This is a genomic window from Sphingopyxis sp. SE2 (assembly GCF_032227185.1).
GTDB lineage: Bacteria > Pseudomonadota > Alphaproteobacteria > Sphingomonadales > Sphingomonadaceae > Sphingopyxis.
Genome location: NZ_JAPMXW010000001.1, coordinates 2,276,889 through 2,302,360, shown reverse-complemented (window position 1 = coordinate 2,302,360; position 25,472 = coordinate 2,276,889). Strand labels below are relative to the sequence as shown.

General features: G+C 62.0%; 25 protein-coding genes. 18 read left to right on the top strand and 7 right to left on the bottom strand.

The window, feature by feature from the left end; genetic code table 11:
* Nucleotides 1-140 precede the first annotated feature (140 nt).
* The 13 genes from OVY29_RS10950 (at nt 141) to OVY29_RS10890 (ending at nt 14,138) form a co-directional block, all read left to right on the top strand.
* On the top strand, nt 141-1,313 hold the full coding sequence (locus tag OVY29_RS10950) for an alpha/beta hydrolase (protein ID WP_313911369.1): 1,173 nt from the start codon (nt 141-143) through the stop codon (nt 1,311-1,313).
* A gap of 90 nt (nt 1,314-1,403) precedes the next feature.
* Nucleotides 1,404-2,153 carry an SDR family oxidoreductase gene (locus OVY29_RS10945; protein WP_313911368.1) on the top strand — a complete coding sequence of 250 codons (750 nt, stop codon included), beginning with the start codon at nt 1,404-1,406 and terminating at the stop codon, nt 2,151-2,153.
* Between the two features lie 144 nt (nt 2,154-2,297).
* Nucleotides 2,298-3,596 (top strand): cytochrome P450, encoded by a 1,299-nt coding sequence (locus tag OVY29_RS10940; protein WP_313911367.1) that lies wholly within the window; start codon nt 2,298-2,300, stop codon nt 3,594-3,596.
* Nucleotides 3,593-3,925 (top strand): non-heme iron oxygenase ferredoxin subunit, encoded by a 333-nt coding sequence (locus tag OVY29_RS10935; RefSeq protein WP_313911366.1) that lies wholly within the window; start codon nt 3,593-3,595, stop codon nt 3,923-3,925. Before OVY29_RS10940 ends, OVY29_RS10935 begins: the two co-directional genes overlap by 4 nt.
* A gap of 40 nt (nt 3,926-3,965) precedes the next feature.
* Complete coding sequence (locus OVY29_RS10930) at nt 3,966-5,678, top strand: sulfite reductase flavoprotein subunit alpha (protein ID WP_313911365.1); 1,713 nt, start codon at nt 3,966-3,968, stop codon at nt 5,676-5,678.
* A gap of 35 nt (nt 5,679-5,713) precedes the next feature.
* The gene (locus OVY29_RS10925) at nt 5,714-6,610 is read left to right on the top strand and encodes a TauD/TfdA family dioxygenase (protein WP_313911364.1); all 897 of its coding nucleotides are present in this window, start codon (nt 5,714-5,716) and stop codon (nt 6,608-6,610) included.
* Nucleotides 6,611-6,677: 67 nt separating this feature from the next.
* Nucleotides 6,678-7,418, top strand: a complete 741-nt coding sequence (locus OVY29_RS10920; RefSeq protein WP_313911363.1) for a glucose 1-dehydrogenase — start codon at nt 6,678-6,680, stop codon at nt 7,416-7,418.
* A gap of 43 nt (nt 7,419-7,461) precedes the next feature.
* Nucleotides 7,462-8,328, top strand: a complete 867-nt coding sequence (locus OVY29_RS10915; protein WP_313911362.1) for an enoyl-CoA hydratase/isomerase family protein — start codon at nt 7,462-7,464, stop codon at nt 8,326-8,328.
* 69 nt (nt 8,329-8,397) lie between these two features.
* The gene (locus tag OVY29_RS10910; RefSeq protein WP_313911361.1) at nt 8,398-9,288 is read left to right on the top strand and encodes an enoyl-CoA hydratase; all 891 of its coding nucleotides are present in this window, start codon (nt 8,398-8,400) and stop codon (nt 9,286-9,288) included.
* A gap of 28 nt (nt 9,289-9,316) precedes the next feature.
* Nucleotides 9,317-10,816 carry an AMP-binding protein gene (locus OVY29_RS10905; protein ID WP_313911360.1) on the top strand — a complete coding sequence of 500 codons (1,500 nt, stop codon included), beginning with the start codon at nt 9,317-9,319 and terminating at the stop codon, nt 10,814-10,816.
* A gap of 55 nt (nt 10,817-10,871) precedes the next feature.
* On the top strand, nt 10,872-12,518 hold the full coding sequence (locus tag OVY29_RS10900; RefSeq protein WP_313911359.1) for a GMC family oxidoreductase: 1,647 nt from the start codon (nt 10,872-10,874) through the stop codon (nt 12,516-12,518).
* A gap of 50 nt (nt 12,519-12,568) precedes the next feature.
* A complete protein-coding gene (locus OVY29_RS10895) occupies nt 12,569-13,330 on the top strand; it encodes an enoyl-CoA hydratase-related protein (RefSeq protein WP_313911358.1) in 762 nt (253 codons plus the stop codon).
* Nucleotides 13,331-13,343: 13 nt separating this feature from the next.
* Complete coding sequence (locus OVY29_RS10890; RefSeq protein ID WP_313911357.1) at nt 13,344-14,138, top strand: SDR family NAD(P)-dependent oxidoreductase; 795 nt, start codon at nt 13,344-13,346, stop codon at nt 14,136-14,138.
* A 15-nt stretch (nt 14,139-14,153) separates the two neighbouring features.
* Here OVY29_RS10890 and OVY29_RS10885 read toward each other — a convergent pair whose 3' ends face one another.
* Entirely contained in the window at nt 14,154-14,795 is a 642-nt protein-coding gene (locus OVY29_RS10885; RefSeq protein WP_313911356.1) for a 3-oxoacid CoA-transferase subunit B, read from the bottom strand.
* Nucleotides 14,795-15,499 (bottom strand): CoA transferase subunit A, encoded by a 705-nt coding sequence (locus OVY29_RS10880; protein ID WP_409581461.1) that lies wholly within the window; start codon nt 15,497-15,499, stop codon nt 14,795-14,797. The genes OVY29_RS10885 and OVY29_RS10880 overlap by 1 nt, the downstream gene beginning before the upstream one ends.
* Nucleotides 15,500-15,726: 227 nt before the next feature.
* On the opposite strand from OVY29_RS10880, the gene OVY29_RS10875 reads away from it, so the two are divergent.
* Entirely contained in the window at nt 15,727-16,980 is a 1,254-nt protein-coding gene (locus OVY29_RS10875; protein WP_313911355.1) for an aromatic ring-hydroxylating dioxygenase subunit alpha, read from the top strand.
* A gap of 195 nt (nt 16,981-17,175) precedes the next feature.
* The gene (locus tag OVY29_RS10870) at nt 17,176-18,399 is read left to right on the top strand and encodes an NAD(P)/FAD-dependent oxidoreductase (protein ID WP_313911354.1); all 1,224 of its coding nucleotides are present in this window, start codon (nt 17,176-17,178) and stop codon (nt 18,397-18,399) included.
* A gap of 38 nt (nt 18,400-18,437) precedes the next feature.
* Here OVY29_RS10870 and OVY29_RS10865 read toward each other — a convergent pair whose 3' ends face one another.
* Nucleotides 18,438-19,580, bottom strand: coding sequence for an acyl-CoA dehydrogenase family protein (locus tag OVY29_RS10865; RefSeq protein ID WP_313911353.1), 1,143 nt, complete (start codon nt 19,578-19,580; stop codon nt 18,438-18,440).
* Between the two features lie 112 nt (nt 19,581-19,692).
* On the opposite strand from OVY29_RS10865, the gene OVY29_RS10860 reads away from it, so the two are divergent.
* From OVY29_RS10860 to OVY29_RS10850, 3 genes are all read left to right on the top strand, one after another.
* Nucleotides 19,693-20,442, top strand: a complete 750-nt coding sequence (locus OVY29_RS10860) for an electron transfer flavoprotein subunit beta/FixA family protein (RefSeq protein ID WP_313911352.1) — start codon at nt 19,693-19,695, stop codon at nt 20,440-20,442.
* 28 nt (nt 20,443-20,470) lie between these two features.
* On the top strand, nt 20,471-21,400 hold the full coding sequence (locus OVY29_RS10855; protein ID WP_313911351.1) for an electron transfer flavoprotein subunit alpha/FixB family protein: 930 nt from the start codon (nt 20,471-20,473) through the stop codon (nt 21,398-21,400).
* A 108-nt stretch (nt 21,401-21,508) separates the two neighbouring features.
* The gene (locus OVY29_RS10850; protein ID WP_313911350.1) at nt 21,509-22,366 is read left to right on the top strand and encodes a fumarylacetoacetate hydrolase family protein; all 858 of its coding nucleotides are present in this window, start codon (nt 21,509-21,511) and stop codon (nt 22,364-22,366) included.
* On the opposite strand, the gene OVY29_RS10845 is transcribed toward OVY29_RS10850, so the two are convergent.
* Genes OVY29_RS10845 through OVY29_RS10830 form a run of 4 tightly spaced genes read right to left on the bottom strand, consistent with a single transcriptional unit; the run spans nt 22,363 to nt 25,469 of the window.
* Complete coding sequence (locus OVY29_RS10845; protein ID WP_313911349.1) at nt 22,363-22,977, bottom strand: TetR/AcrR family transcriptional regulator; 615 nt, start codon at nt 22,975-22,977, stop codon at nt 22,363-22,365. The genes OVY29_RS10850 and OVY29_RS10845 overlap by 4 nt on opposite strands.
* A complete protein-coding gene (locus tag OVY29_RS10840) occupies nt 22,974-23,804 on the bottom strand; it encodes an alpha/beta fold hydrolase (RefSeq protein ID WP_313911348.1) in 831 nt (276 codons plus the stop codon). The genes OVY29_RS10845 and OVY29_RS10840 overlap by 4 nt, the downstream gene beginning before the upstream one ends.
* A gap of 32 nt (nt 23,805-23,836) precedes the next feature.
* Entirely contained in the window at nt 23,837-24,580 is a 744-nt protein-coding gene (locus tag OVY29_RS10835; RefSeq protein ID WP_313911347.1) for an SDR family oxidoreductase, read from the bottom strand.
* Nucleotides 24,573-25,469 (bottom strand): VOC family protein, encoded by an 897-nt coding sequence (locus OVY29_RS10830; RefSeq protein WP_313911346.1) that lies wholly within the window; start codon nt 25,467-25,469, stop codon nt 24,573-24,575. The genes OVY29_RS10835 and OVY29_RS10830 overlap by 8 nt, the downstream gene beginning before the upstream one ends.
* Nucleotides 25,470-25,472: the final 3 nt, after the last annotated feature.

The following is a 25,472-nucleotide window of genomic DNA, read 5'->3' as shown; positions in this document are numbered from 1 at the left end:
TAGGAGCCGCGCGACCTTATTCTCGCTCCGTCCCGCATCACGGGGACATGGCGGTGGGCGATCTCCTGCTACAGCCTACACCTCGAACAAAATGGCGACAAGCGAAACGCGACGCGCCCGCCAAGCAGGAACGCATTGGGATGACGGATGAACACGAACTCCAGTTTGACTGGGTGCATCTCCATTATGACGAACGGCAAAGCTTTACGGAGACTTACGGGTTTGCCGGTAACCAGGGCGCCGTCAATCTCGAGGGGATTTTGATCCGACCCAAGAACATCGCGAGCGACACGCTGCAGATTTATATGCATCCGGCCTCGACGCTGCAGCTGCTGCCCGTTCCGCGCGAAGCCGCGCGCCGCGGCGCCCATGTGCTATGTGCCGCGAGCCGCTACGCGCGCAACGACACCGCCTGCATCCTGGAAAAGGTCCTTCTCGATCTGGGCGCCTATATCCGGCACGCCAAAATGATTTTGGGCTATCGCCACGTCGTTCTTGTCGGCTGGAGCGGCGGCGGTTCGCTTTCTCTCTTTTACCAATCGCAGGCCGAGAAACCGACCATTACGCATACGCCGGCGGGGGACGACGTCGATTTGACGCGCGCAGGCCTTATCCCGGCCGACGCCGTCATATTCCAAGCGGCTCACAGCTCCCGTGCGCGACTGCTGCTCGACATCATCGATCCGTCGGTCCTCGACGAAACCGATCCCGACCGGCGCGACCGAAGTCTCGACATTTACAGCGGAACCCTCGTACCGCCCTATTCGCCCGAATTCATCGCCCGCTACCGGACGGCTCAGTTGGAGCGCGTCAGGCGAATTACTGCCTGGGTCAAGGAGATGATCGAGCAACTCTCGACAAATGGCGGGGCGGAACTTGAGCGTGGGTTCGTCACACACCGAACACTTGCCGATCCCCGTTTTCTCGATCCCGCCCTCGATCCTAATGATCGTCCCATCGGACGCTGTTATCTCGGTGACCCCGAAACAGTGAATAGCGGCCCGGTCGGGCTCGCGCGCTTCTCGACCCTTCGGGCGTGGCTGTCGCAATGGTCCATCGACGACACCAATGGCGAGGGAGTGGCGTGCGCCGCGCGGATTAGCGCGCCGCTTCTGTTCATCGAAAATAGCGCGGACGACGCGGTCCCGGCCTATCACTGCAAGTCGGTCTTCGACGCCGCAACGACGGCCGACAAGACCTACGAGGTGATCGAAGGGGCGACGCATTATTACGTCGGCCAGCCCGATTTGCTCGGGCATGTCACGCGGCTGTCCGAGACGTGGCTGGGCGATCGGGGGCTAAGAGGCCGCTGAGTCCGGCAGCCGTTCCACGATTTTTGAGATCATATTCGGCGAAGATCAGAAGAGGAGAAAATGATGACGGGACGCTTCGAGGGAAGGACCGTGCTGATCACGGGCGCGGGCAGCGGCATTGGACAGGAAACGTCGTTGGCATTTGCTGAAACGGGAGCCGTAGTCATCGGCCTCGACCGGTCCGAGGAAGGGCTTGCGGCAACCTCCGCCCTGCTATCGTCGACGGGCGCGCGCTTCGAAGCACTGGTTGCCGATGTGGGTGACGAAGGGTCAGTGGCTGCCGCTTTCGAGCGTGCGGCCGTCATAACCGGTCGAATAGATTGCGCTTTCAACAACGCGGGCATCACGCAATCCTCGAAGCTCGCCGCCGACATCGGGCACGAAGAATGGGAGCGTGTCATGCGTATCAATGTCACCGGCGTATGGCTCTGCATGCGCGCGGAGATAGGCTTGATGCTGAAGCAGGGCGGCGGATCGATCGTCAACACTGCCTCCTTTCTCAGTTTGCACAGCATGGCAATGCAGACCGCATATGTCGCCAGCAAGCATGCGGTCCTTGGCCTGACGCGGAATGCGGCCATCGAATATGCTGCCGAGAATATCCGCATCAATGCCGTCGCTCCGGGCGGCATTCCGACCGGCATGATGGCGCAAAGCCTCGCTGACGTCGACGAAGCGGGCCGCGAGGCGGCACGCAAGGCTATCGGCGACATGCACCCGATGAAGCGTCTCGGCACTCCCCGCGAGATAGCGCAGGCGGTCCTGTTCCTCAGCTCCGCCGAAGCGGCGTTCGTGACCGGAGCATGTCTTTCGGTCGATGGCGGTTGGGCGGCTCTGTGAGCGCTTTTCGGTGTTTTCGGAGCAGTCCCCGGCATCGGTGACATACGTCTGGCGAACAATCCTCTATTTCAAAGGCGAGGATGCCGGCGTGTGACCTGGACCCCAGAAAGAGGTCGCTTTCGCGCCGCAAAGGAGAATGAACCGATGGATGCAAATCCGCTGATCCCTGAATCGCGCTGCCCCGTATCGCGGGTAAGGATCGACAGTCTCGACGACATGCAAAAGGTTCTCCGCTCGAAAGCAGTGGAGGAAAACGCCGATGTGTCGGCGGACAATTACATCTGCCCCAACGCGCTCGCCGAGATCAACGTACGCGAATTCCAAGCCGGCAATCTCGCGATGATCAACGGCGATCTTCATCGCCAGCGTCGCCGTCTGCTAAACGCACTCGTCCGTCCCGAGGAGCTTGTCCGCTTCCGTGAGGACATCATCCTTCCGTCGGTCGAGCGTTGGATGGACCGGTCGGTCAAGAAGAACGAAGACGGCCTTTATGGCTGTGACCTGGCCTCGGTGGTCGAACTGATCTTCCTTGAGTTCGCGGCGAAAATTATCGGAATCCAGGGTGTCGAGTCCGAAGAGGGCATGGCGCGACTGCGCGCTTGCGCCCTTCCGATCTTCGGGGGACTGAGCGCGTCGCACTTCGAGGATCGGGAAGGCGTGACGCGCGCCGGCGTTGAAGCAAAGAAAGTCTTTGTCGAGGAATTTTTTCGCCCTTCGCTTGCCTTTGTCAAGAAGCAGTTGGAGCGGCTCGATGCGGGCGAGATCGGCGAGGAGGAGGTGCCGCTCAACCTCCTGCGCATGATCGCGACCGAAGCCCATGAAAGCTACCACGACGAGAGCGTCGCGGTAAACGAAGCGATCCTGTTCTTTGTCGCGACGACCGGTACGAGCGCGCAAGCCGTTCTCGCGACGATCGAATATCTGTCAGACTGGTTTGAAGCGCATCCGGAAGACCGGGCGCGCATCGAGGACATGGAATTCATCAGCCAGGCGCTCCAGGAAACATTGCGCCTTCGCGCACCTTTCGTTCCCTATCTGACCCGGTTGGCGGTTGAGGACCTCGAAGTCGGCGGCGTGACGCTGAAGGCCGGGGACGAAGTTCATGCCTGGGTCGCACGCGCCGGCCGCGACGAGGCCGTGTTCGGCGCGAATGCCAATGATTTCGATCCCGATCGCGGCGTCCCCGAGGGCATTAGCCGTTACGGGCTCGCCTTCGCAACAGGTCCGCACCAGTGCCTTGGCCTTCGCGCCGTCCTCGGCAACGACGGGAAGAGCGGTAGCCATTTGCGGATGGTGCAAGGCCTGTTCCGCGCCGGCATCCGGCGCGATCCCAAGTGCGAGGCGCAGGTGCTCGAAATGCGCAATCTTGAAGATCCGCGGGATCGCATCCCGACTTACATCACTTTTCCGGTCGTGCTCGACAAATGGAGTGCAAGTTCATGAACAAGGTTGAGGTCATCAGGATCGGCGATCTCGCGCCGGGCGAGATGCAGAAGGTAGAGATCGACGGGCGCGCGCTGTGCATTGCTCATATCGAAGGCCATGGGTTCCGGGCGATTGACGACCGCTGCACGCATGAGGATGAGTCGCTGAGCGAAGGCTGGATTTGCGGCGACAGCGTCGAATGTCCGGCGCACAGCTCGCGCTTCAGCTTTTTGACCGGCGAAGTAACGGGCGTCCCGGCCTGGGTGCCGATCAAGGTCTATGACGTCCATGTCGAGGGCGAGGCTGTCTTTGTCGATCTCGATAGTGCCGAAGCGCGTGCAGCGTGATGAACTCGATCATCCTCCTCACTCATATGGAGGCGCCGAGGTGCTGACCGAACAGGCATGGAACGGCTCTACCGAAGCGGGGTCCGACGACCTTGACTGGCGCTCGCCGGGGACGGGCTCCGGCTCGACGGCAGGAAGCGGAATGGCAGTCGATGCGATAACGGTCTTTTTCGCTACTGAAACGGGCGCGAGCGAGGAAATTGCCAATGCGGTGCGCGATGGCGCGGTGGCGCGGGGCCTCACGGCAAAGGCCGTTGACCTTGCGGACACGGACATCGCCAACCTTGCGGACATCGATCACGCGATCTTCGTTGTCAGCACGACCGGCGAGGGCGACGCACCCTACGCCGCGGAGAATTTTTTCACGCAGGTGGAAAGCGCCGCTGCGCCGCGCCTCGACCATCTTCGGTACGCCATCGCTGCCCTGGGCGATTCGACCTACGCGCAATTCTGCGCGGCTGGCCGGCGCCTCGACGAGAGCCTCGCGCGTCTCGGCGCAGCGCGGCTGCTCGATCGCATCGATTGCGATATCGACTATGACGAGCCCGCAGCCGCTTGGCGAGAGTCGGCGCTCGATCTCTTGGCGGGCCCTTCGACGGAAGCGATCCTGCCTGCACCGTTGCCCGGTCCCGCTCAGGCGCGGCTGACCAAGTACGGCGCTGTCGAGGCGACTGTGATCGAGAATCGGCTTCTTGTCGGCTCCGGCTCGACGAAAGCAACGCGGCACCTCGCGCTCGCATTTGCCGATGCCGAGACCGTCTACGCGCCAGGCGATGCGCTTGGTATCATCGTCGCGAATGATGCCGAGGTCGTCGCGGCGCTTCTGGCCGTCACGGCGCTCGACCCCCAGACCACGGTCGAGTTGGCGGGGGTGCCGCTTGCGCTATCCGAAGCGCTGCGCGATTATTGCGAAGTCACGACCGTCACTCCTCGCTTCCTCGAATATTGGGCCGCCTTGACCTCTTCGGTCGAGCTCGCGTCATTGCTCACGGACGAGCGCGCCGCCGAACGCAGAGCCTTTCTTCGCGATCACCATATTGTCGATATCGTCAGGCAGAATCCCGTGACCGGTCTTGAGGCGCAAGGTTTCGTCCAAAGCCTGCGACCCCTGCAACCGCGGCTCTATTCCATCGCCTCGAGCATGCGCGCGGCGGGACGCGAGGCCCATCTCGCGATCGCTCCCGTCGCCTATTCGCTGCGAGGCGAGGCACGTCAGGGCGTCGCAACCGGCATGCTGTGCGACCGCACACCTCTGGGCACGCGCCTCAGCGTCTATGTTCAACCCAATTCGCACTTCCGGCTTCCCGCGGACGATGTGCCGATCATCATGATCGGTGCCGGCACAGGCGTGGCGCCCTATCGTGCATTTCTGCAGGAACGTACCCCGGCATCGGGTCCGGCCTGGCTGATTTTCGGCGAACGCAATCGAGCCACGGACTTTCTTTACGAAGCCGATTTTCGCGCGTTCGAAAATTCGGGCTCGTTGACCCGGTTGGACACCGCTTTTTCCCGCGACGGCGAGGCCAAAGTCTATGTCCAGCACCGGATCGCCGAACATGCGACCGAACTGGGTCGCTGGGTCACGCGCGGGGCTCATATCTATGTCTGCGGCGATGCCGCAGACATGGCGCCAGCCGTTCACAGCGCGTTGCTTCGCGCGCTCGAAGAAGGCTTGAACATGAGCGCCGACGCGGCGGAAATCTACGTCGCCGCCATGCAGCGCGAGGGGCGGTACCAGCGCGATGTCTACTGATTTCTCGCCCGAAGTACGAATTTCTACGCAGGCTCGTGCCGCGCCCGCAGCCTTGTCATAGTCTGGCATTCAGGAGAATGAATATGTCTGTCCAATCCACAACCAAGGTTACGCCGAACACGCCGTTCGGGGTCACGGTCGATATCGACCTGCACGATGAAAAGAATGATGCCGAGGTGGCAGCGCTTTTCAAGGAACATGGTTTCCTCGTGTTTCGCGAGCAGGAACTGACCCAAGAACAGCAAAAGCGGGTGATGGCGAAGCTCGGCCCGGTGCTCGAAGACTTTACTACTGTCGGCTATGTATCGAACACGCGCACGGATGGGATCCTCGGTGATTCCGAAGTCTCGTTTCATCTCGACTTCCTGTACACGCCGATTCCGCTGCTCGGCATCTCCCTCCACGGCATCGAGGTGCCTTATGAGGAGACGTGGACCCGCTTTGCGAGTGGGCGCCTTGCGCTCGAAGCACTTTCGCCCGCGACGCGCGAGCGGTTGCGCGGACTCAAGGGGCTGAACCTGTTCTCGGCCAGCGAGGAAGGTCTGACGGGGCGCCAGCGGATCGAAGGCTATCCCGATGATGCGCCGCGCGCCGAGCATGAGATCATCCATACCGATCCGATTACGGGCATGGAGGTGCTTTTCGCAACGCAGCAGAATACCGCGCTCATTCTTGGTCTCAACGAGGCCGAAAGCGAAGACTTGATCGCCGAATTGCACGCCCATCTCTACTCGGACTCGAATATCTACGAACACCGCTGGCGGAACGGGGACGTCGTGATTTGGGCGAACCAGGCCTATCACCACGCACGTGGCGGGCTGGTTCCCGGCAAGACGCGCACGCTCCAGCGGGTATGCATCACCGAGGCACCGGCCGAGATGTATCGCCCGCCGATCCCTGACGATCGTCTGCCCGCCCACATGCGCAAGTGATCGCCCCGGCTCAAATATTGGAACAGATGGGAGTATCGCAGTGAAGGTCATGGACTGGAGCGGTCGCGTGGCGTTGGTCACCGGCGCCGGCAGCGGCATCGGAAGGGCAACCGCGCAGGGCTTTGCAGAGCTCGGTGCGCGCGTCGCGGTCGTCGACCGTGACGAAGACGCCGGACGCGCGACCCTCGATGCGATCGGCGCAGCGGGCGGCGAAGCGATCTATATCGCGGCGGACGTGACGGAAGAAGAGTCGGTCGCGGCTGCCGTCGCCGAAACCGTGCGGCGGTTCGGCCGCCTCGACGCTGCACACAACAATGCCGGTATTTCGCCCGACACTGGCACCACTGTCGATTGCACGCGCGAGCTTTGGGATCAAATCTTCGCCGTTAATGTGACCGGCGTCTGGCTGTGCATGAAGTATGAGATAGAGGCGATGCGCGCATCGGGCGGCGGCGCCATCGTCAACACCGGATCGGTGTCATCGCTACGCGCAGCGCCCCAGCTTCCCGCCTACGTCGCAAGCAAGCATGCCCTGATCGGGCTGACCAAGGTCACCGCGCTCGAATATGCGGCGCAGAATATTCGGGTGAATATCGTGTGCCCCGGCGTCATCGAGACGCCGATGCTGATGAAGAAAGCCGCCGAAGGCTTCTTCAGCGTCGACGACTATGTCCAGTCGTCCGTTCCGATGGCCCGGGCGGGTCAGCCGGAAGAGATTGCTTCGGCCGTTATCTGGGCATGTTCGGATTCGGCCTCCTACCTCACGGGCGCCACGCTGTCGGTCGACGGCGGGATGGTGATTGCCTGAACGACGATTTTCGACCCTTTAGACATTCAACGGAGATGATGTGATGACTGACCGCCCCGACTATTTCGATAAATATGAAACTCTGAAGTTCGAGCGTTCCGACGACGGCGTACTTGTCGTGACCTGGCACAGCGACGGCGGCCCGGTTCTCTACGGCGCGAAGCATCATTCCGAATGGGCGCCTGCTTTCACGGACATTGGCGGCGATCGCGGCAACCGCGTCGTCGTGTTTACCGGCACCGGTGACGTGTTCATCGATCGGCACGGCGAATGGGGGGCTCCGATCAAGACACCCAGCAACTTCGACGTGCCAGCCTGGGGCGAGAAGATGATGTTCCGCCGCCTGTTCGAAATCGAAGCGCCGGTGATTTGCGCCTGCAACGGCCCCGCGCTGATCCATGGCGAGCTGATGGTACTCGGCGATATCAATCTCGCCTCGACGAAGGCGGTCTATGCCGACGAGGGCCATTTTACCGCGGGCGAAGTCCCGGGCGACGGCGTCCACATCCTTTGGCAGGAACTCCTCGGAACCAATCGCGGGAAATATTTCCTGCTGACCGGTCAGCATATCGACGCCCAGGAAGCCCTCCGCCTCGGCGTCGTCAACGAGGTGCTCGAACCCGACCAGCTCATGCCCCGCGCGCTGGAGCTCGCGCATCAGATGGCAACCTATGACGACCTGACCTTGCGCTACACACGTCAATGCTTCGTCGATCGCTGGAAGCAGCTTTTCAACGATCAGGTCGGCGTCGGGTACGGCATGGCCCTTCAGGCGCTTTCGCACATGGATCGCGGTTGGATGGTCTGGGACAAGAGCAACGAAGGCCAGGAAGGCTATCGCGCGCTGCAACGCCTATATCCCAAAGACCAGGCCGATGCTGGCGCTGGCCGGCAGCAAGACGCAGCCTGAAGATGGGACGGGCCGGCCGCTCAAACACGCGCGGTCGGCTCACTCCATAATGAGCAAAAGGAGCGAATTTTGACGAGAGATACAAAGAACAGGGATTTCGAGACAATTCTCGTCGAAACGCCGCATCCCGGGGTAACCCGGATCATGCTCAATCGACCCGAGAGCCGCAATGCCCAGAACGCCGCTATGCTCTATGAACTCAACACGGCGTTCGACGATGCTGCGCGCGACGATGACGTAAAGGTCATCATTCTTGGCGCGCGCGGACCGCATTTCTCTTCGGGGCACGATCTTCGCGTCGAGGATTTCGTTGCCGAAATGGCACCTTGGGACCCCGTCGGAACGTGGTGCGGGTTCAACTGCGCCGGGGCCGAAGGCCGCATGGGCATCGAAAAGGAAATGTTCCTCGGCCTCAGCGAGAGGTGGCGCAACATTCCCAAGGTCACGATCGCGCAGGTGCAAGGCAAGGCCGTCTCCGGCGGACTCATGCTGATCTGGCCGTGCGACCTCATTGTCGCCGGTGAGGACGCATTGTTCGCCGACAATACGGCATCGATCGGTGTCGCAGGCGCCGAGTTTTTCAATCATCCGTGGGAAGTCGGCGTTCGCAAAGCGAAGGAGATGCTGTTCACAAGTGATTTCCTCGACGCCCGCGACGCGCACCGTCTTGGCATGGTCAACCATGTCGTGCCGAACGAGACGCTCGAAAGCTTCACGCTCGAGATGGCGCAGCGGATCGCGAAAAAACCGTCGTTCGTGCTCAAGCTGCTCAAAGAAGCCGTGAACGGCGCGCAGGACGCGCAGGGCCGCATTTCGGCGATGAACACAAGTTTTGCCCTTCATCAGCTCAGCCATTCGCATAACGAGCAACTCTATGGCTTGCCAATCGACCCCAGCGGCATTCCCGGTGCGCTGAAAGGAAAGGCTGCCTGGGGCAAGCCTTCGGAAGAGCCCAAATGAGCATGTCGATCGAAGGACGCGGCTCCAAATGGCTCTGATCCCGCTCGCCGACATCCCGCGGCGCGGCGCCGCGCGGCATGGCAAGAGTGCCTGGGCGATTCGCCATGGCGACGACATTGTCACATGGGGCGAACTTGCCGACCGCGCAACGCGGCGCGCCCACGCGCTGCGCGCATCGGGCGTAACGCAAGGCGATCTTGTGACGCTCGCACTGCCGAATGGCTCTGATTTTTACGAAGTGATGTTTGCCTTATGGACGATCGGTGCGACCCCGCACGTCGTCTCCTACCGCCTGCCGCTTGCCGAATTGCGAGCAATCGTCGCAGTGGCGAATCCCAAGATGGTCATCGCCGCCGATCCCGCACTTCGGAAAGGCCTTGCGGCCGCTCCAGCTGATTTCGGCCGCGATCACGCGGATACAGCGGTGATCGAGCCGGTTATTGCGCCGCGCTGGAAAGCCATGTCGTCGGGCGGCTCAACGGGCCAGCCGAAGATCATCGTCGCGCCGGGTCTGAACGCCCTTGATCCGGACCGCAAGCCGCCACTGCGATTTCCTGCGGCGGGACCGATCCTCGCTACGGGTCCTGTCTACCACAATATGCCGGTGACGACGAATATCCAGGCACTGTTCGAAGGGCATTCCATTGTCGGCATGTCACGCTTCGATCCCGAGGAAGCGTTGCGTCTTATCGATCGTTTCGCGATCCAATGGACCAGTTTCGTGCCGACGATGATGATGCGCATTTGGCGCCTGCCCGACGGGGTTCGTGCGAATTATGACGTCTCGTCGCTCGAAACCGTATGGCATTGGGCCGCGCCGATGCCGCCCGAGCTGAAGCAGGCATGGATCGACTGGCTGGGGCCGGAGAAGATCTGGGAGCTCTACGGCGGCACCGAAGGTATTGTTACGACGATCCTGAACGGCGTCGAATGGCTGGCGCATCGTGGCTCGGTCGGCCGCCCGCACCTCGACAAGATACGCATCGTCGATGACGGGGGCCGCGATCTCCCCGCGGGCGAGGTCGGTGAAATCTTTGCGCTTCCGGCTGGTGGACGTGGTTCGACCTATGCCTATATCGGTGCCGAAACGCGGAGCACCCCGGACGGTTACGAGACGCTCGGCGATTTCGGCTGGCTTGATGAAGACGGATTTCTCTACATCGCCGACCGACGTACCGACATGATCGTGTCGGGCGGCGCCAACATCTTCCCCGCCGAAGTCGAAAGTGCACTGATGGCGCATCCGGGGATTGAGGGCGCCGTGGTTATCGGCCTGCCCGACGAAGATTTCGGCGCTTCGGTGCACGCGATCGTTCAACCTACCGATGGTTGGCGCGGCAAGCTCGATCAGGACATGTTGGTAACTTTTCTTCGCGATCGACTGGTGGCCTATAAGCTGCCTCGCAGCTTCGAATTCGTCGACGGGCAATTGCGCGATGATGCCGGCAAGGTCCGGCGCCAGCAGTTGCGCGAGCAAAGGATCGCGATGCGCGAGGCCGCCGCCCCGATCCACGCCTCGTCGGTTTGATGGACTATTTATAGCCGGCGCCGGCAGCGCGCGCGAGCGCCTACGGGAGATTGATATGGACGGCAGCGAAGCCTTTGAGGCGGATTATATCATCGTCGGCGGCGGAAGCGCCGGGGCCGTCATCGCCAATCGCCTCAGCGAAGATGGCGCGTCGCAGGTCCTGCTGATCGAGGCGGGCGGTGAGGCACGTGCCCTCCTCGTGCAGGTTCCGGCCGGGGTCGTGCAGTTGATCGGCAATCCCAAGTTCGATTGGCTGTACGAGCAGCAGCCGGATCCCACGATTGGAAACCGGGCGTTCGCCTGGTCAGCGGGCAAGGCGCTTGGCGGCGGGAGTTCGATCAATGGGATGGTTTATGTGCGAGGCACGCGCCGCGACTATGATCGCTGGGAGCAGGCCGGTGCATCCGGTTGGGGATTTACGGACGTTTTCCCGTATTTCCTGCGCTCTGAAAGCTGGACCGGCGAAGCGAACCAGGCGCACGGCACCCATGGCCCTCAGTCGGTTTCGCCGATGCGGCCCGGATTTCATCCCCTCACGCACATATTTCTCGAAGCGTGCAATCAGATGGGGATCGCGACGCTCGGAGAATATCAGGATGGCCGGATGGAAGGCGTATTTCTGACCCACGGATCGCAGAGGGACGGGTGGCGATGCAGCACGGAGAAGGCGTATCTGCGCCCAGCGCGTACGCGTTCCAATCTCCAGATCATCACCGCGGCGGAAGTCGATCGCGTTGATTTTGAAGGGAAGCGAGCAACCGGCGTGACGTTCCGCCGGGACGGCAAAATGCACTCCGCGCGCGCGCGCCGCGAAGTCATTATTTCGGCGGGGGCGATGGGTTCGCCCGCTCTGTTGATGCGCTCGGGGATCGGCCCGAGCGCGGTGCTCGCGGAACATGGGATCGAAGTGCTAATCGACGCGGCGGGCGTCGGCGCCAATCTCCAGGAGCATCCAGGCGTCGGCCAGAATAAATATGTCAACCGGCCGACGATGAACAGCCGAATGCGACCGGTCGATATCATCGGTTACCTGCTCCGTTATGCGTGGAACAGGACGGGAGCGCTGTCGGCCCCCGCCGTTCCGGCGATGGGGCTGGTAAAAACGCGTGCCGACCTCGACGAGCCCAACATCCAGTTTCATTTCATGCCGCTGGGCTATGATATGGACCCCAACGCGACGTCCTGGGATGCCAAGGGCCTGCCTAGAGAACAGATCATCACGCTTTATGCGTCGGTCTGCCATCCGAAATCCCGCGGGCAAGTCCTGCTCGACGCGAATCTTCGCCCCAGGATCGTCCACCAGCTTTTTGGAGACGAGCGCGACCTCGCGACGCTTGTCGATGGCTGCAAGCTGATCGACGAACTTTACCGGACACCGGCCATGCGGTCTTTGGTGACGGCCAACCGCGTCCCGAACCCGATGCCGTCGACCGATGCAGAGTGGGCGGACTTCGTCCGCGCGAAAGCCGCGCTTGGCTATCATGCGGTGGGCACGTGTCGCATGGGGATCGACGACGGCGCGGTCCTCGATCCACAGCTCCGTGTCCGGGGAATAAGTGGCCTGCGCGTCGCCGATGCGTCGGTCATGCCGACGCTTCCCAGTACCAATACAAACGCGACCGCCATCATGATCGGGGAAAAAGCAGCGGATATCATTGCCGGGCGCGCGCCGCCGGCGATCCCTGCCGCAGCCAAGGCGTAAAGTTCAATTTGGAGAGCACAGTCATGCTAGTACGAAGAGACGACGATGGGATGGTCGCGACACTGACGCTCGACAGCCCTGACACGGGCAATGCCATCAGTGTCGCAATGGCGGAGCAACTGGCCTTGAGGGCAAGCGAGGTTGCCAGCGACCCTACCGTTCGGTCCGTGCTCCTAACTGCGAACGGACGCTTTTTCTGTGTGGGTGGCGACGTGATGGCCATCGGGGCCGCCGGCGAGAGCGTCGGCGTATTGCTCGGTAGCATCACGACGCCGCTCCATGCCGCGATCGCAACCTTTCTGCACATGGAAAAGCCCCTCGTCGTCGCTGTCAACGGGCCGGTTGCGGGCGGGGGGCTGGGTCTCGCGTTGGTCGGAGATATCGTCCTCACCGCAATGTCGGCGCACTTTTCCATGGCTTATACCGGGATCGGTTTTTCGCCCGACGGTGCCTCGACTTGGCTTTTGCCCAGATTAATCGGTCTCAGGCGCAGTCAGGAGCTGGCCCTGCTCAACCGCCGCTTATCGAGCGACGAGGCCGTGTCGATCGGGCTGGTAACACGCGTGGTTCCAGACGCGGAACTACCGTTGGAAAGCCGCTCCGTCGCGGCGACGCTGGCAAACGGCCCAGTCGGCGCGCACGCAGCCATTCGCCGGCTGCTCCTGTCCAGCGGCGAACTTTCTCCCGAGGATCAGATGGAGGCCGAAGCGCGCAACGTGGGCTTGCAAGCCGCAGGGTCGGAAGGCCGGGAAGGCGTCGCTGCCTTTACCCAAAAGCGCAAGCCAGACTTCTCCGCGGCCGGGCGTGCATGATGAGGAATAGCCAATGAGCTATCTGGCCGGTCGCCGCGCGCTGGTGACCGGCGCGGCAGACGGGATCGGCCGTGCCATCGCCGAGCGCTTCGCGGATGAAGGAGCCCGCGTCATCGTCGTCGATATCGATGCGCCGCGCCTCGAGACGGCCTTTGCCGGGCGTAATGAAATCGTGGTGCGCGCCCTGGATGTCGCAACGCCGGAGGCGGCAAGCAAGCTTGCTTGTATGGCCGAAAGCGAGCTTGGCGGGCTCGACATTCTTGTCAACAACGCCGGAATTCCGGGTGAACTCGCCATGCTCCACGAGACGACGGATGCCAGCTGGTCGCGCATATTCGCGGTCAATGTCGACGCGGTTTTTCGCCTTACGCGCGAATGCGTACCCCTGCTGCGCGGCAGCCGGTTCGGGCGCATCATAACGACGGGATCAGTGTGCGCCGAATTCGGCCTTCGTCTCCAAGGCGCTTATGTTGCGTCGAAGCATGCGGTGGCGGGTCTCATGAAGGGCTTCGCGATCGAACTCGGTCCCGATGGCGTGACCGCCAATTGCATTCATCCGGCAAACACCGTCACCGGCATCACACGCGACTGGTTCGCGGCGCCGCATACTGCCGAAGGGAAGGCCTATCTCGATATCGCGACGGTCCTTGGGCGGTACAGCGCGCCTGCGGACCTTGCCGCTGCCGCTCTTTTCCTCGCGTCCGACGGCGGTGCATATGTCACGGGGCAGGCGATCACCGTCGACGGTGGAATGACGTGCCGGCTTCCGTCCTTATCGCATGCCGAGCGGTACGAGGACGGCCGGTGATGACAGACATTCGATTCAATCGACCGTGAATTGAGCTTCGGTCTTGGCGCGGAGTTCGTCGAGTGTCACCGACGGCGCCATATCGATGAGCCGAAAGAGCGTCTCGCCCCGATCGGACCGCTCGAATGCGGCAAGATCGGTGATGATCATGTCGACCACGTCGGCTCCGGTCAGCGGTAGACTGCATGAGCCCCGAAACTTGGGCTCGCCGTTTTTGGAGACATGGTCCATGAGAACGATGATGCGCGGCACGCCGGCAACAAGATCCATTGCGCCGCCCATGCCCTTCACCATCTTGCCGGGAATCGTCCAGTTCGCAAGGTCGCCATTCTCCGCTACCTCGAGCGCTCCGAGGATCGACAGGTCGACATGACCCCCGCGGATCATCGCGAAGCTCTCCGCCGAGTTGACGAAGGCGGAACCCGGCAGTGCGGTCACCGTCTGCTTGCCCGCGTTGATCAGATCCGCATCGACTTCATGCTCGAAGGGGAAGGGGCCGACGCCGAGCATGCCGTTCTCCGACTGGAAGGTGACTTCGAGCCCCGCCTTGAGAAAATTGGGTACGAGCGTCGGTACGCCGATCCCCAGATTTACATAATCGCCATCTTTCAACTGACGCGCGGCGCGCGCGGCGATGTCGTTGCGGGTCCATGACATTATACCAGCTCCGTCCGGGTCGTTCGCTGCTCGATCGGTTTTTCGTAATGCTCGCCCGCAAAAAGCCGGTCGATGTAAATGCCCGGCGTATGCACCTGATCCGGGTCGATTTCTCCCGCTGGCACGATCAATTCAACTTCTGCCAGAGTGATCGTAGCGGCAGTCGCCGCGATCGGATTGAAGTTACGCGCGGTTTTGCGAAACAGGAGATTGCCTTTGGTATCGGCTTTCCAGGCTTTCACGATCGCGAGGTCCGCGAAAAGGCCCGTTTCCATAATATATCTTTGGCCATGAAAGATGCGCTCTTCTTTCCCTTCTGCCACCTGCGTTCCGACCCCCGTCTTGGTGTAGAAGGCGGGTATTCCGGCGCCCCCCGCGCGTATGCGCTCGGCGAGCGTACCTTGCGGATTGAACTCGAGCTCCAGTTCGCCAGCAAGATACTGACGCGCGAACTCCTTATTTTCGCCGACATAGGAACTGATCATTTTGCGGATCTGGCGGGTGTGCAGCAGCAATCCCAGGCCGAAGTCGTCGACACCGGCGTTATTGGAGATCACCGTGAGGTCGCGCACTTTCGCATCCCTTATGGCGAGAATGAGCTTTTCGGGGATACCGCAAAGCCCAAACCCGCCCGCAACGATGGTCATGCCGTCGAAAAGCAGACCCTCGATGGCGGCGGCCGCGTCGTTTACGATCGTGGGCAAAATCCTGTCCTTTGTTCCGAGAGGCGCGCCCGGCGGGCCCCGCGCAGGCAATCGGGGGCGGTGCTAGGCGTTCTTCGCGACCGCCGCAGTCCCTGCCGAACGGGACGATCATCGCTTAGTTTGGGGTGCAAACGGGTTGCGCCGCGTCGGTCCCCCGCGACGGGGATAGTGCCGCGCCGGACGATCGCTACAATCGAAGCATCTGTCAGTGAGAGGATAGGCACAAAATGACCCTCGAAACTCCCGAGCGCATCCAGTCCATGTGGGAGACCGCGACCGTCAATATGCGTGAACGCCGTTTCCCCGAGAACTTTCCGGCGTTTCCCGATATCCCGGCCGCGCGCTATACGAGCGATGAATTCTATGATCTGGAGAAGAAGTTTCTCTGGCCGAGGACTTGGCTGTTTGTCGGCCTCGCGAGCGAATTCGCTGAACCCGGAACCTATCGCACCTATATGCTTAACGAATCCCCCGTGGTGGTCGTGCGCGGCAAGGATGAAGTCCTTCGTGCCTTTCACAACACGTGCCAGCATCGCGGCTCGATGCTGATGAAGCAGCCGGAGGGCAAGGAGCGCGCGTTGCGGTGCGCTTATCATTGCTGGACCTATGATCTCGACGGCAAGCTCCTTTTCGTCCCCGACGAGCATTATTTTGCGGGCATGGACAAATCCGAGCGCGGATTGAAACCGATCCGCTGCGAGCAACTCGGAAGCCTGGTCTTCGTCAACTTCGACACGTCGGCTGTGCCACTGCTCGAATATCTTGCGGAGATTCCCGCTCTATGGGCCGACCTGCCGCTCGACGATCTACGGCTCCACAAGCGGTTCAGCTTCGAGGTCGATTGCAACTGGAAGTGTGTGCAAGACAATTTTGCGGAAAATTATCACGCGAAATATGTTCATGAGAATACGATCGACAAGGTGATCGATTCCAAGACGTCGGCATTGCAGATGATCCGCGGCGGCCACAGCGCTATCGTGATCAAATCGCGCGGCGAGCTGACCAGCGGCATGGGCGCGGCCTTTTTCAAGTCAGATACCGACAGCGAAGAGCAGCGCGCCGCCAAGCTCGCCGAAATCTCGCGCAGCGGCCAACGAAGCTACAATGTGTTCCCCAACGCGACCTTTCCGCTCGCCGAATATCTGTTTCCAATCGTCATGGTGTGGCCAATCGGCGTCGGGCGAAGCCGGGTCGAGGTGTCTTTCGTCAAGACCGGGGCGTCTGAAACGAACGAGCAGCTCGACAAGGATACGCTGACCTTTTTCGAAGCCTTCATTGGGGAGGATCTCGAAGCGCTGGCCGGAATGCATCAAGCGCTGTCGCACGGAGGGATCGATTCGATCCCGTTGTGTTGGTCGGAGCAGTTCCTCTACCATCATGAGCAAGAGATCGACGTCGTGATTGGCCGTGAAAATATTCCTGCCGCGCTGGCCGTCGTCCCGGTTGATTTGCCTTATGCTCAGATGGAGGAGCCGAGCTAAGTTGCCATAGGGCAAGAGGTTAAGCCGGGCGGCCGAAACAAATGTTGCGGTTGGCGTATGTCGGATCATGCGCTGCCTACTTCCATGCAGGCGCTCGGTAATCCTGAAATGACTTTGGGATTGTCACTCGGCTTTGTTGACCGCTTAAGGGGGGGATCCGCTAGCCCCACGGAATGGCATAGGGAGACGGAAAACGTGCGGTACGACGTATTGATCGTCGGCGGCGGGCATGGTGGCGCACAGGTGGCGATCATGCTGCGCACGCAGAAGTTCACCGGAAGCATCGCGATCGTCGGCGACGAGCCCGAGCTTCCGTACGAGCGCCCGCCGCTGTCCAAGGAATATTTCGCGGGCGAAAAGGAATTCGAACGCATCCAGCTGCGCCCCGCGAAATATTGGGACGAGCGCGAGGTCACGATGCTGCTCGGCAAGCGCGTCGTTTCGGTCGATCCGGTCGCGCATAGCGTCACGACCGAAAGCGGCGAGACGATTGGCTATGGCAAGCTCGTCTGGGCGACCGGCGGAGCCCCGCGCATGCTGCCGATCTCCGGCGGCGACCTGCCCGGCGTGCAGGGCGTGCGCACGCGCGCCGACGCCGATGCGATGAAGGCGGCGTCGGAGACCGCGGGTCAGATCGTCGTGATCGGTGGCGGCTACATCGGGCTCGAAGCCGCGGCGGTGCTCCGCAAGGCGGGCAAGAAGGTGGTGCTGCTCGAAGCGCTCGACCGTGTACTTGCACGCGTTGCGGGGGCCGAACTGTCGCGCTTCTATGAAAAGGAGCATCGCGATCATGGCGTCGACCTGCGGCTCGTCGTCAATGTCGAGGCGATCGAGGGCGATACGCATGTTACCGGCGTGCGGCTGGCCGACGGCGAGGTCATTCCCGCCGATCTGGTGATCGTCGGCATCGGCATCGTGCCCGCGACGCAGCCGCTGATCGCGGCAGGCGCCGAGGGCGGCAACGGCGTGCTCGTCGACCGGCACTGCAAGACGAGCCTGCCCGACATCTATGCGATCGGCGATTGCGCCGCGCACGAGAATGGCTTTGCCGAAGGCGCGGTGATCCGGCTGGAATCGGTGCAGAATGCGAACGACCAGGCGAATGTCGTCGCCAAGGGCATCGTCGGCGACGAGGCGCCCTATCATGCGATCCCGTGGTTCTGGTCGAACCAATATGACCTGAAGCTTCAGACCGCGGGCCTGTCGACGGGACATGACCAGGCCGTTTTGCGCGGTGATGTGGCCAGCCGGAGTTTCTCGATCGTCTATCTGAAGGCGGGACGGGTGATCGCCATCGACTGCGTGAATGCGACCAAGGATTATGTCCAGGGCCGCATGATCGTCACCGCCGGACTGAAGGCGACGGTGGAGCAACTTGCCGACACCGAGAGGCCGCTCAAGGAATTGCTCCCCACCTGAACGGCGGTACCCGGCCCGAAAATCTTCCCGGTAGCCCCTCAGAGGCTCCTGCCGACCAGTTCGCGCATGATCTCGCTCGTACCACCGTAAATTCGGCGGACGCGTGCATCGCGCCAGATACGCGCGATCGGATACTCGTTCATATAGCCCGACCCGCCATGCAGTTGGAGGGCGGCATCGCATGCCTCCCATTGCATTTCGGTGTGCCAATATTTGCTCGCGGCGGCTTCATCGGCGGTCAACGCGCCGGCGACATGTCGGGCGATGGCCCAGTCGAGATGCGCCCAGCCGACCTGCAGCTTGGCCTTGATGTCGGCGAGAACGAACCGCGTGTTCTGGAAATCGATCACATTCTTCCCGAACGCCTTACGCTCGCGGGTGAAAGCGACCGCTTCGTCGAAGGCGCGCTGCGCCGCCGCTTGCGCGGTGATCGAGATCGTCAGCCTTTCCTGCGGAAGGTCGCTCACCAAGTGGAGGAAGCCGCCATTCTCGCGGCCAAGCAGGTTTGACGCGGGAACACGGACGTCGTTGAAGAATAGTTCGGACGTGTCGGCCATCCATTGACCAACCTTGTCGAGGTTGCGCCCGCGCGCAAAGCCCGGAAGATCGGCTTCGACAAGGAGGAGCGATGTTCCCTTGGCTCCGGCGTCGGGATCGGTCTTGCAGACCGTGATGATTAGGTCCGCATTCTGACCGTTCGTGATGAAGGTCTTGGCGCCGTTGATGAGATAGTCCGAGCCATCGAGACGCGCCGTCGTGCGAACGCCCTGGAGATCGGATCCGGCTCCGGGTTCGGTCATCGCGATCGCCACGATTGTCTCGCCCGATAGCATGCGGGGCAGAATATGCGCCTTCTGCTCCTCGCTCCCGTAATGGAGGATATAGGGCATAGTGATGTCGGTCTGGAGCGTGATCGAGTCCGCCATCATCGCGTAGGTGAGTTCCTCGTTGATGATCGCGTTGAAAGTGAAGTCGAGACCGAGGCCGCCATAGGCCTCGGGCATTGTCGGGCAAAGCAGCCCGGCTTCGCCGCACTTCAGCCAGAAGTCGCGGGCGACTTTGCCGGCCTCCTCGAACTCCTGGAGCCGCGGCGAAAACTCGCGATCGATGAACTTGCGCACTGTTGCACGAAAGGCGCGGTGTTCCTCGCCGAACAGGCTGCTGCCGTCACGTTCGAGCATATCTCTCTCCTCTCTCCTGACGCCCCGCTTAGGGAAGCGATTGACAAAGGTAAACCAGTTTATCTATTTGGAGCTATTCGTGCGGTGGAGCCGCACAGGATGGGAGAGACCGATGAAAATCCTCGTCCCCGTAAAGCGGGTGCTCGATTATAACGTCAAGCCGCGGGTGAAGTCCGACGGCACCGGCGTTGACCTGGCCAATGTCAAAATGTCGATGAACCCGTTCGACGAGATCGGTGTCGAAGAAGCGATCCGCCTGAAGGAAAAGGGCGTCGCGACCGAGGTCATCGCGATTTCCGTCGGCCCAGTAAAGGCGCAGGAAACGCTGCGCACTGCGCTCGCGATGGGCGCCGACCGCGCGATCCTGGTGCAGACCGACGACGAAGTCGAACCGCTCGCGCTCGCGAAGATCTTCAAGGCGATTGCCGACGCCGAAGGCCCGGGCCTCGTGATCCTCGGCAAGCAGGCGATCGACGGCGACAACAACCAGACCGGCCAGATGCTCGCAGCGCTGACCGGCTGGGCGCAGGGTACCTTCGCCAGCGCGGTCAATGTCGAAGGCGATCATGTCAGCGTGACCCGCGAAGTCGATGGCGGCCTCGAGACGGTGAAGCTCAAGCTCCCCGCGATCGTGACGACTGACCTGCGCCTGAACGAGCCGCGCTATGCGTCGCTGCCGAACATCATGAAGGCGAAGTCGAAGCCGCTCGATACCAAGACCCCGGCCGATTACGGCGTCGATACCGCGCCGCGCGTCAAGACGGTCAAGGTTTCGGAACCGCCCGTCCGCTCGGCGGGTGTCAAGGTCGCCGATGTCGATGATCTGGTCGCCAAGCTGAAGGCGATCGGCGTCCACAGCTGAGCCTGAACGGAATAGAGGGAAGTTTGCTATGAAAACTCTGGTTTGGGTCGAACATGATGGCTCGTCGGTCAAGGACGCCACGCTTGCGGTCGTGACCGCTGCATCGAAGCTGGGCGAGGTTCATCTGCTCGTCGCCGGTTCGGGCGTCGATGCGGTCGCCAAGGAAGCCGCGCAGATCGCGGGCGTCGGCAAGGTGCATGTCGCCGATAACGCCGCCTTCGGTCATAATCTGCCCGAAAATGTCGCGCCGCTGATCGCCGAGTTGATGGCCTCGCACGATGCGTTCCTCGCGCCCGCGACGACGACCGGCAAGAATATCGCGCCGCGCGTCGCCGCGCTGCTCGACGTGATGCAGATTTCGGAAATCCTGTCGGTCGAGGGTCCGAAGACCTTCACCCGTCCGATCTACGCCGGCAACGCGATTGCGACTGTCGAATCGTCGGATGCCAAGCTGGTCCTGACTGTGCGCGGCACCGCGTTCGACAAGGCCGCGACCTCGGGCGGTTCGGGTACGGTCGAAGCGGTGGGTTCGGGCAGCGATGCCGGCATCTCGAGCTTCGTCGGCGCCGAAATCGCCAAGCAGGACCGCCCTGAACTCACTTCGGCGAAGATCATCGTGTCGGGTGGCCGTGCGCTCGGTTCGAGCGAGAAATATGAAGAAGTCATCGTGCCGCTCGCCGACAAGCTCGGCGCCGCGCTCGGCGCGTCGCGCGCCGCGGTCGACGCGGGCTATGTCCCCAACGACTATCAGGTCGGCCAGACCGGCAAGATCGTCGCGCCGCAGGTCTATTTCGCGATCGGCATCTCGGGCGCTATCCAGCATCTCGCCGGTATGAAGGATTCGAAGACCATCGTCGCGATCAACAAGGACGAGGACGCCCCGATCTTCCAGGTCGCCGACTTCGGCCTCGTTGCCGATCTGTTCAACGCGGTGCCAGAGCTCACGGCCAAGATTTAGAGGCTGAAGAATGGGCTCCGGAACTGTCGCTCGCTGTCGCGCGATCGTTGACATACCAAGCGCACGGTATGTAAATGAGATCATCAGAGATCGAGGGGTGAGGGCAAAATGAAGCTGGTTCGGTTCGACGCTGGTGCTGGCGCGCGCGCAGGCGTGGTGGTCGGCAATACCGTCGTAGATCTGGAGCCGCTTGGTTTCCTCGATCTCTTGTCGGTGGTGCGGGAGGGCGTGGGGGCGCTGGCTCGCATCACCGACCTTGCCGCGTCCGCGGCGTCGGTTCCGCTGCCATCGGTCCGGCTTCTCGCGCCGATCGAACGACCCGGCAAATATCTCGCGATCGGCATGAATTATCGCAAGCATGTCGAGGAGGGCGCGAAACTTGGCATTGCCGAGCCCAAGAAGCAGCTCTGGTTCAACAAGCAGACGACGTCGATCACCGGCCCTTTTGATGGCATTGTGAAGCCCGACGTGTCGGACCAGGTCGATTATGAAGCAGAGCTTGGCGTCGTGATCGGCAAGGCCACGAAGCATGTGTCCGCCGCCGATGCGCGGTCTTATATTTTCGGCTATTTTGTCGCCAACGACATCTCGACGCGCGACTGGCAATTCCACTCGCAGACGATGACGATGGGCAAATCCTTCGACACCCACGGCCCGATCGGTCCGTGGATCGTGACCGCCGACGAGATTTCCGACCCGCACGACTTGCCCATCCGCTGCTTCGTGAACGGCGAGGAGCGCCAGTCATCGAATACCCGCATGATGCTCCACAATATCGATGAGCAGATCGAATATCTCTCGACCGCCTTCACGCTCGAACCCGGCGATCTCATTGCGACCGGCACGCCCGAAGGGGTCGGGATCGCCAAGGATCCGCCCGTCTTCCTGAAGGTCGGCGACGTCGTGCGCTGCGAGATCGATGGCGTCGGCGCGATCGAAAATCCGGTGGTCGCCGAAGCCCGCTAGGCCTTCTGCCTCGGCCAGGTGGCGTCGACCATCTTGCGCCATCGTTCGATCGTCGGGCCGAGATAGGCGTCGACATCGTCGAACAGCGTGCGGATCCCGAGCCCGGTGGTGAGCGCCGCGCTCATGCGCACAATCTCTTCGGCGTCACCGGTCGACCACCCATTTTCCGATAGGATGCCGACCCAGCGGCGATAGACGCCGAGGCGGTAGCGCGGCACGATTTCGCGTATGCCGCCCTTGAGCTCGGGATCCTTCGATGCGTTGATCGTGATGTCGAGCGAGACCCAGAAATCATCGTTGAAGAAATAGAGCCGGAAATCGTCGAGCATCAGATCGATCGGGTCTTCACCCTTGGCGAGGCCCGCCTCGATGATATCTTCGGTCTTGGCCGAGGCGCGCGCGAAGGCATATTCGACGGTCGCCAGCGTCAGGCCATGCTTGGTCTCGAAATGATGGAGGAGGGCGCCCTGGCTGACGCCCGCCTGTTCGGCGACCGCGGCGGTTCGCAGTCCCGAAAAGCCGCGCGCGGCAATCACCTCGAACGTCGCATGCGCGACCCGCTCGCGCATTTCCTCCGAGCGTTCGCCCTGCGAGCGCCGTGGACGCTTCACGCTGCCGTGAGGAACGGGATCACCACCTCGACGAACCGATCCTTCTTCTCGATCTGTGTCCAATGCCCGCATTCCCCAAACACATGCAGCTCCGAATGGGGCAGCAATGCCGAGAAACGATAGGCCACGTCAACGGGAACGATCACATCTTCGCGGCCATGGATGATGAGGGCAGGGGCTTCGATCTTGCGGATATCCTCTTCACGCGTCGCCAGCCGGTCGAGCTTCGCCTGCCGCGGCTCAGGGAAAAGGCGCGAAAAGGCCTCGTGCGAGCCCGGGCGAATGCTCGCATTGTGGCGCGAGAGCACGATCGCGTCGGTGACGAGGCCCGGATTATAGGCGAAGGTTTCCATAAGCTTGCGCATATTCGCCTCGGAAGGCTCATAGCCCCAGACGTCGAGCAGGCCTTTCGACATTTCGAACTTGAGGCCCGCCGCGCCCATCAACGCGAAGCGGCGGACACGCTCGGGGTGGCGGGCGGCGACGGCGAGGCTCAAGGCGCCGCCATAGCTGTTGCCGATGAAGCTCGCCTGTTCGATGCCGAGTGCGTCGAGGAAGCCGACGATATGATCGACCCAGAAGTCGAGCGTGAAGTCGGTCACCTCTTCGGGCACTTCGGTGTAGCCGAAACCGACCATGTCGGGGGCGAGAACATGAAAATGCTCGCTGAGTGCCGGGATGACGCCGTTCCAGTTGGCGAAGGCGGTCACGCCGGGTCCGGAACCATGAATGAGGACGAGCGCCGGAAGCGACGGATCTCCGGCTTCGATATAATTGGTGCGAATGCCGTTCGCGACGATCGACTGGCCGATTTCGGGGTTGGTCATGCTGTATTGTCCCTGAGTTGGAGCGCGAACGCTCAGAGCATCGTGGTGCCGCCATTGACGCTGACGATCTGGCCGGTCACAAAACCGGCCTCGTCGCGCGCCAGATAGGCGACCATGCTGGCGACTTCTTCCTCGGTACCGGCGCGGCCCATCGGGATCACGCTCACCACCTTTGCGATAAGATCGGGATTGTTCTTCTCGATCTCGCGATATTGCGGGGTCACGACCGCGCAGGGCGCGACGGTGTTGACGGTGATGCCGTCCTTCGCGAACTCGCGGGCGAGCCCGGTAGTCATGCCGTGCATGCCGCCCTTCGCCGCATTGTAACCGGCATGGTCGAAGAGTCCGTTGCGGACGCTGTCGGCGCCGATGTTGATCACGCGCCCCCAGCCAGCCGCCTTCATGTGCGGCAATGCATGCCAACAGCACCAGATCGCGGTCCAGAGATTGCGGTCGATCGTCGCGCGGAGCGTATCGGGCGTATGCTCGAGAAAGGGCCGGAGGATACCGCCCCCGGCATTGTTCACGAGGATTGCGGGTGCGCCGAGCGTCTCGACGGTTTTGACGATAAGCTGTTTGGCCGTCTTTTCGTTGGAAAGGTCGCCCCAGAAGGCGCCGCCCCTCTCGCCCGCGGCTTCGCGCGCGGCGCTCTCGTCGAGGTCGGCGAACATGACGCGCGCGCCGTCGGCCTCGAGGCGCCGCGCAATCGCGAGCCCGATGCCGCGCCCGGCGCCGGTGACGATCGCAACCCGGCCTTCATGAAGGGACTCACGCATGGGCGAGGATCGCGCCGCCCTTGCCGAAGCGCGGGTCGGGAATGCTGCCCCAGGTGTCGAGCACCTCGGGTTTCGCTTCGAGTTCGCGCGGCGGCCGCGCGCCCTCTTCTGCAAACTCCTCCATGCCGAAGCTATATTCGGTGGTCATGCCGTCGGGATCGAGGAAATAGAGGAAGATGCTGCCCGATGGTTCGTGGCGGCCGGGGCCGAAGACGATCGGCACCTCGGCCTTCTTCATCCGGTTGATCGCGCGCCCGACGTCGTCGATGTCCGAGACCATGAAATTGACGTGATTATAGCCGTCCGACGGGCCGGTCAGGATCGCGAAGCTGTGATGATATTTGTTGGGGAAGGCGCGCAGGAAGGCGATCTTCCCCGGCACATGGTCCGAAATCAGGAAGTTGAGCTTGCCGACGAGCGAGCCTTCTACCGTGGCGAAGTCGGCGACGTTGAGCACGACATGGCCGAGACGCGCGATCGCGGTGTGACCGGCCTCGAAATCATCCTGCAGTTCGGGCTCGACGTGAAACTCGAAATGCAGCCCGCAGCCGGGCTCCCTGAAGCGGAGTGCCGCCCCGACCTTCAGCTCGCCCGCTTCCTCGGAAGTCAGCCATTCGGGCGCGAAGCCCTCGTCGTCGAGATAGGTATAGGCGCGATCGAGATCGGCCTGGCTTTCGAGTTCGAACGCCGCGCGCGCGAGGCCCGGCGTATCGCCCTCGCGCAGCACGAGGTTTTGCGGCAGCTCGCTGCAGCGAAGAAAGGCGGTATCGCCGTCGCGGCGGTCGACGGTGAGGCCGACGAGATCGCGGTAGAAGCCGAGCGATTGTTCGAGGTCGGAGACGTCGAGCGCGACGTAGGACAGGCGCCGGTAGCGGAAGGGTGCGGTCATATC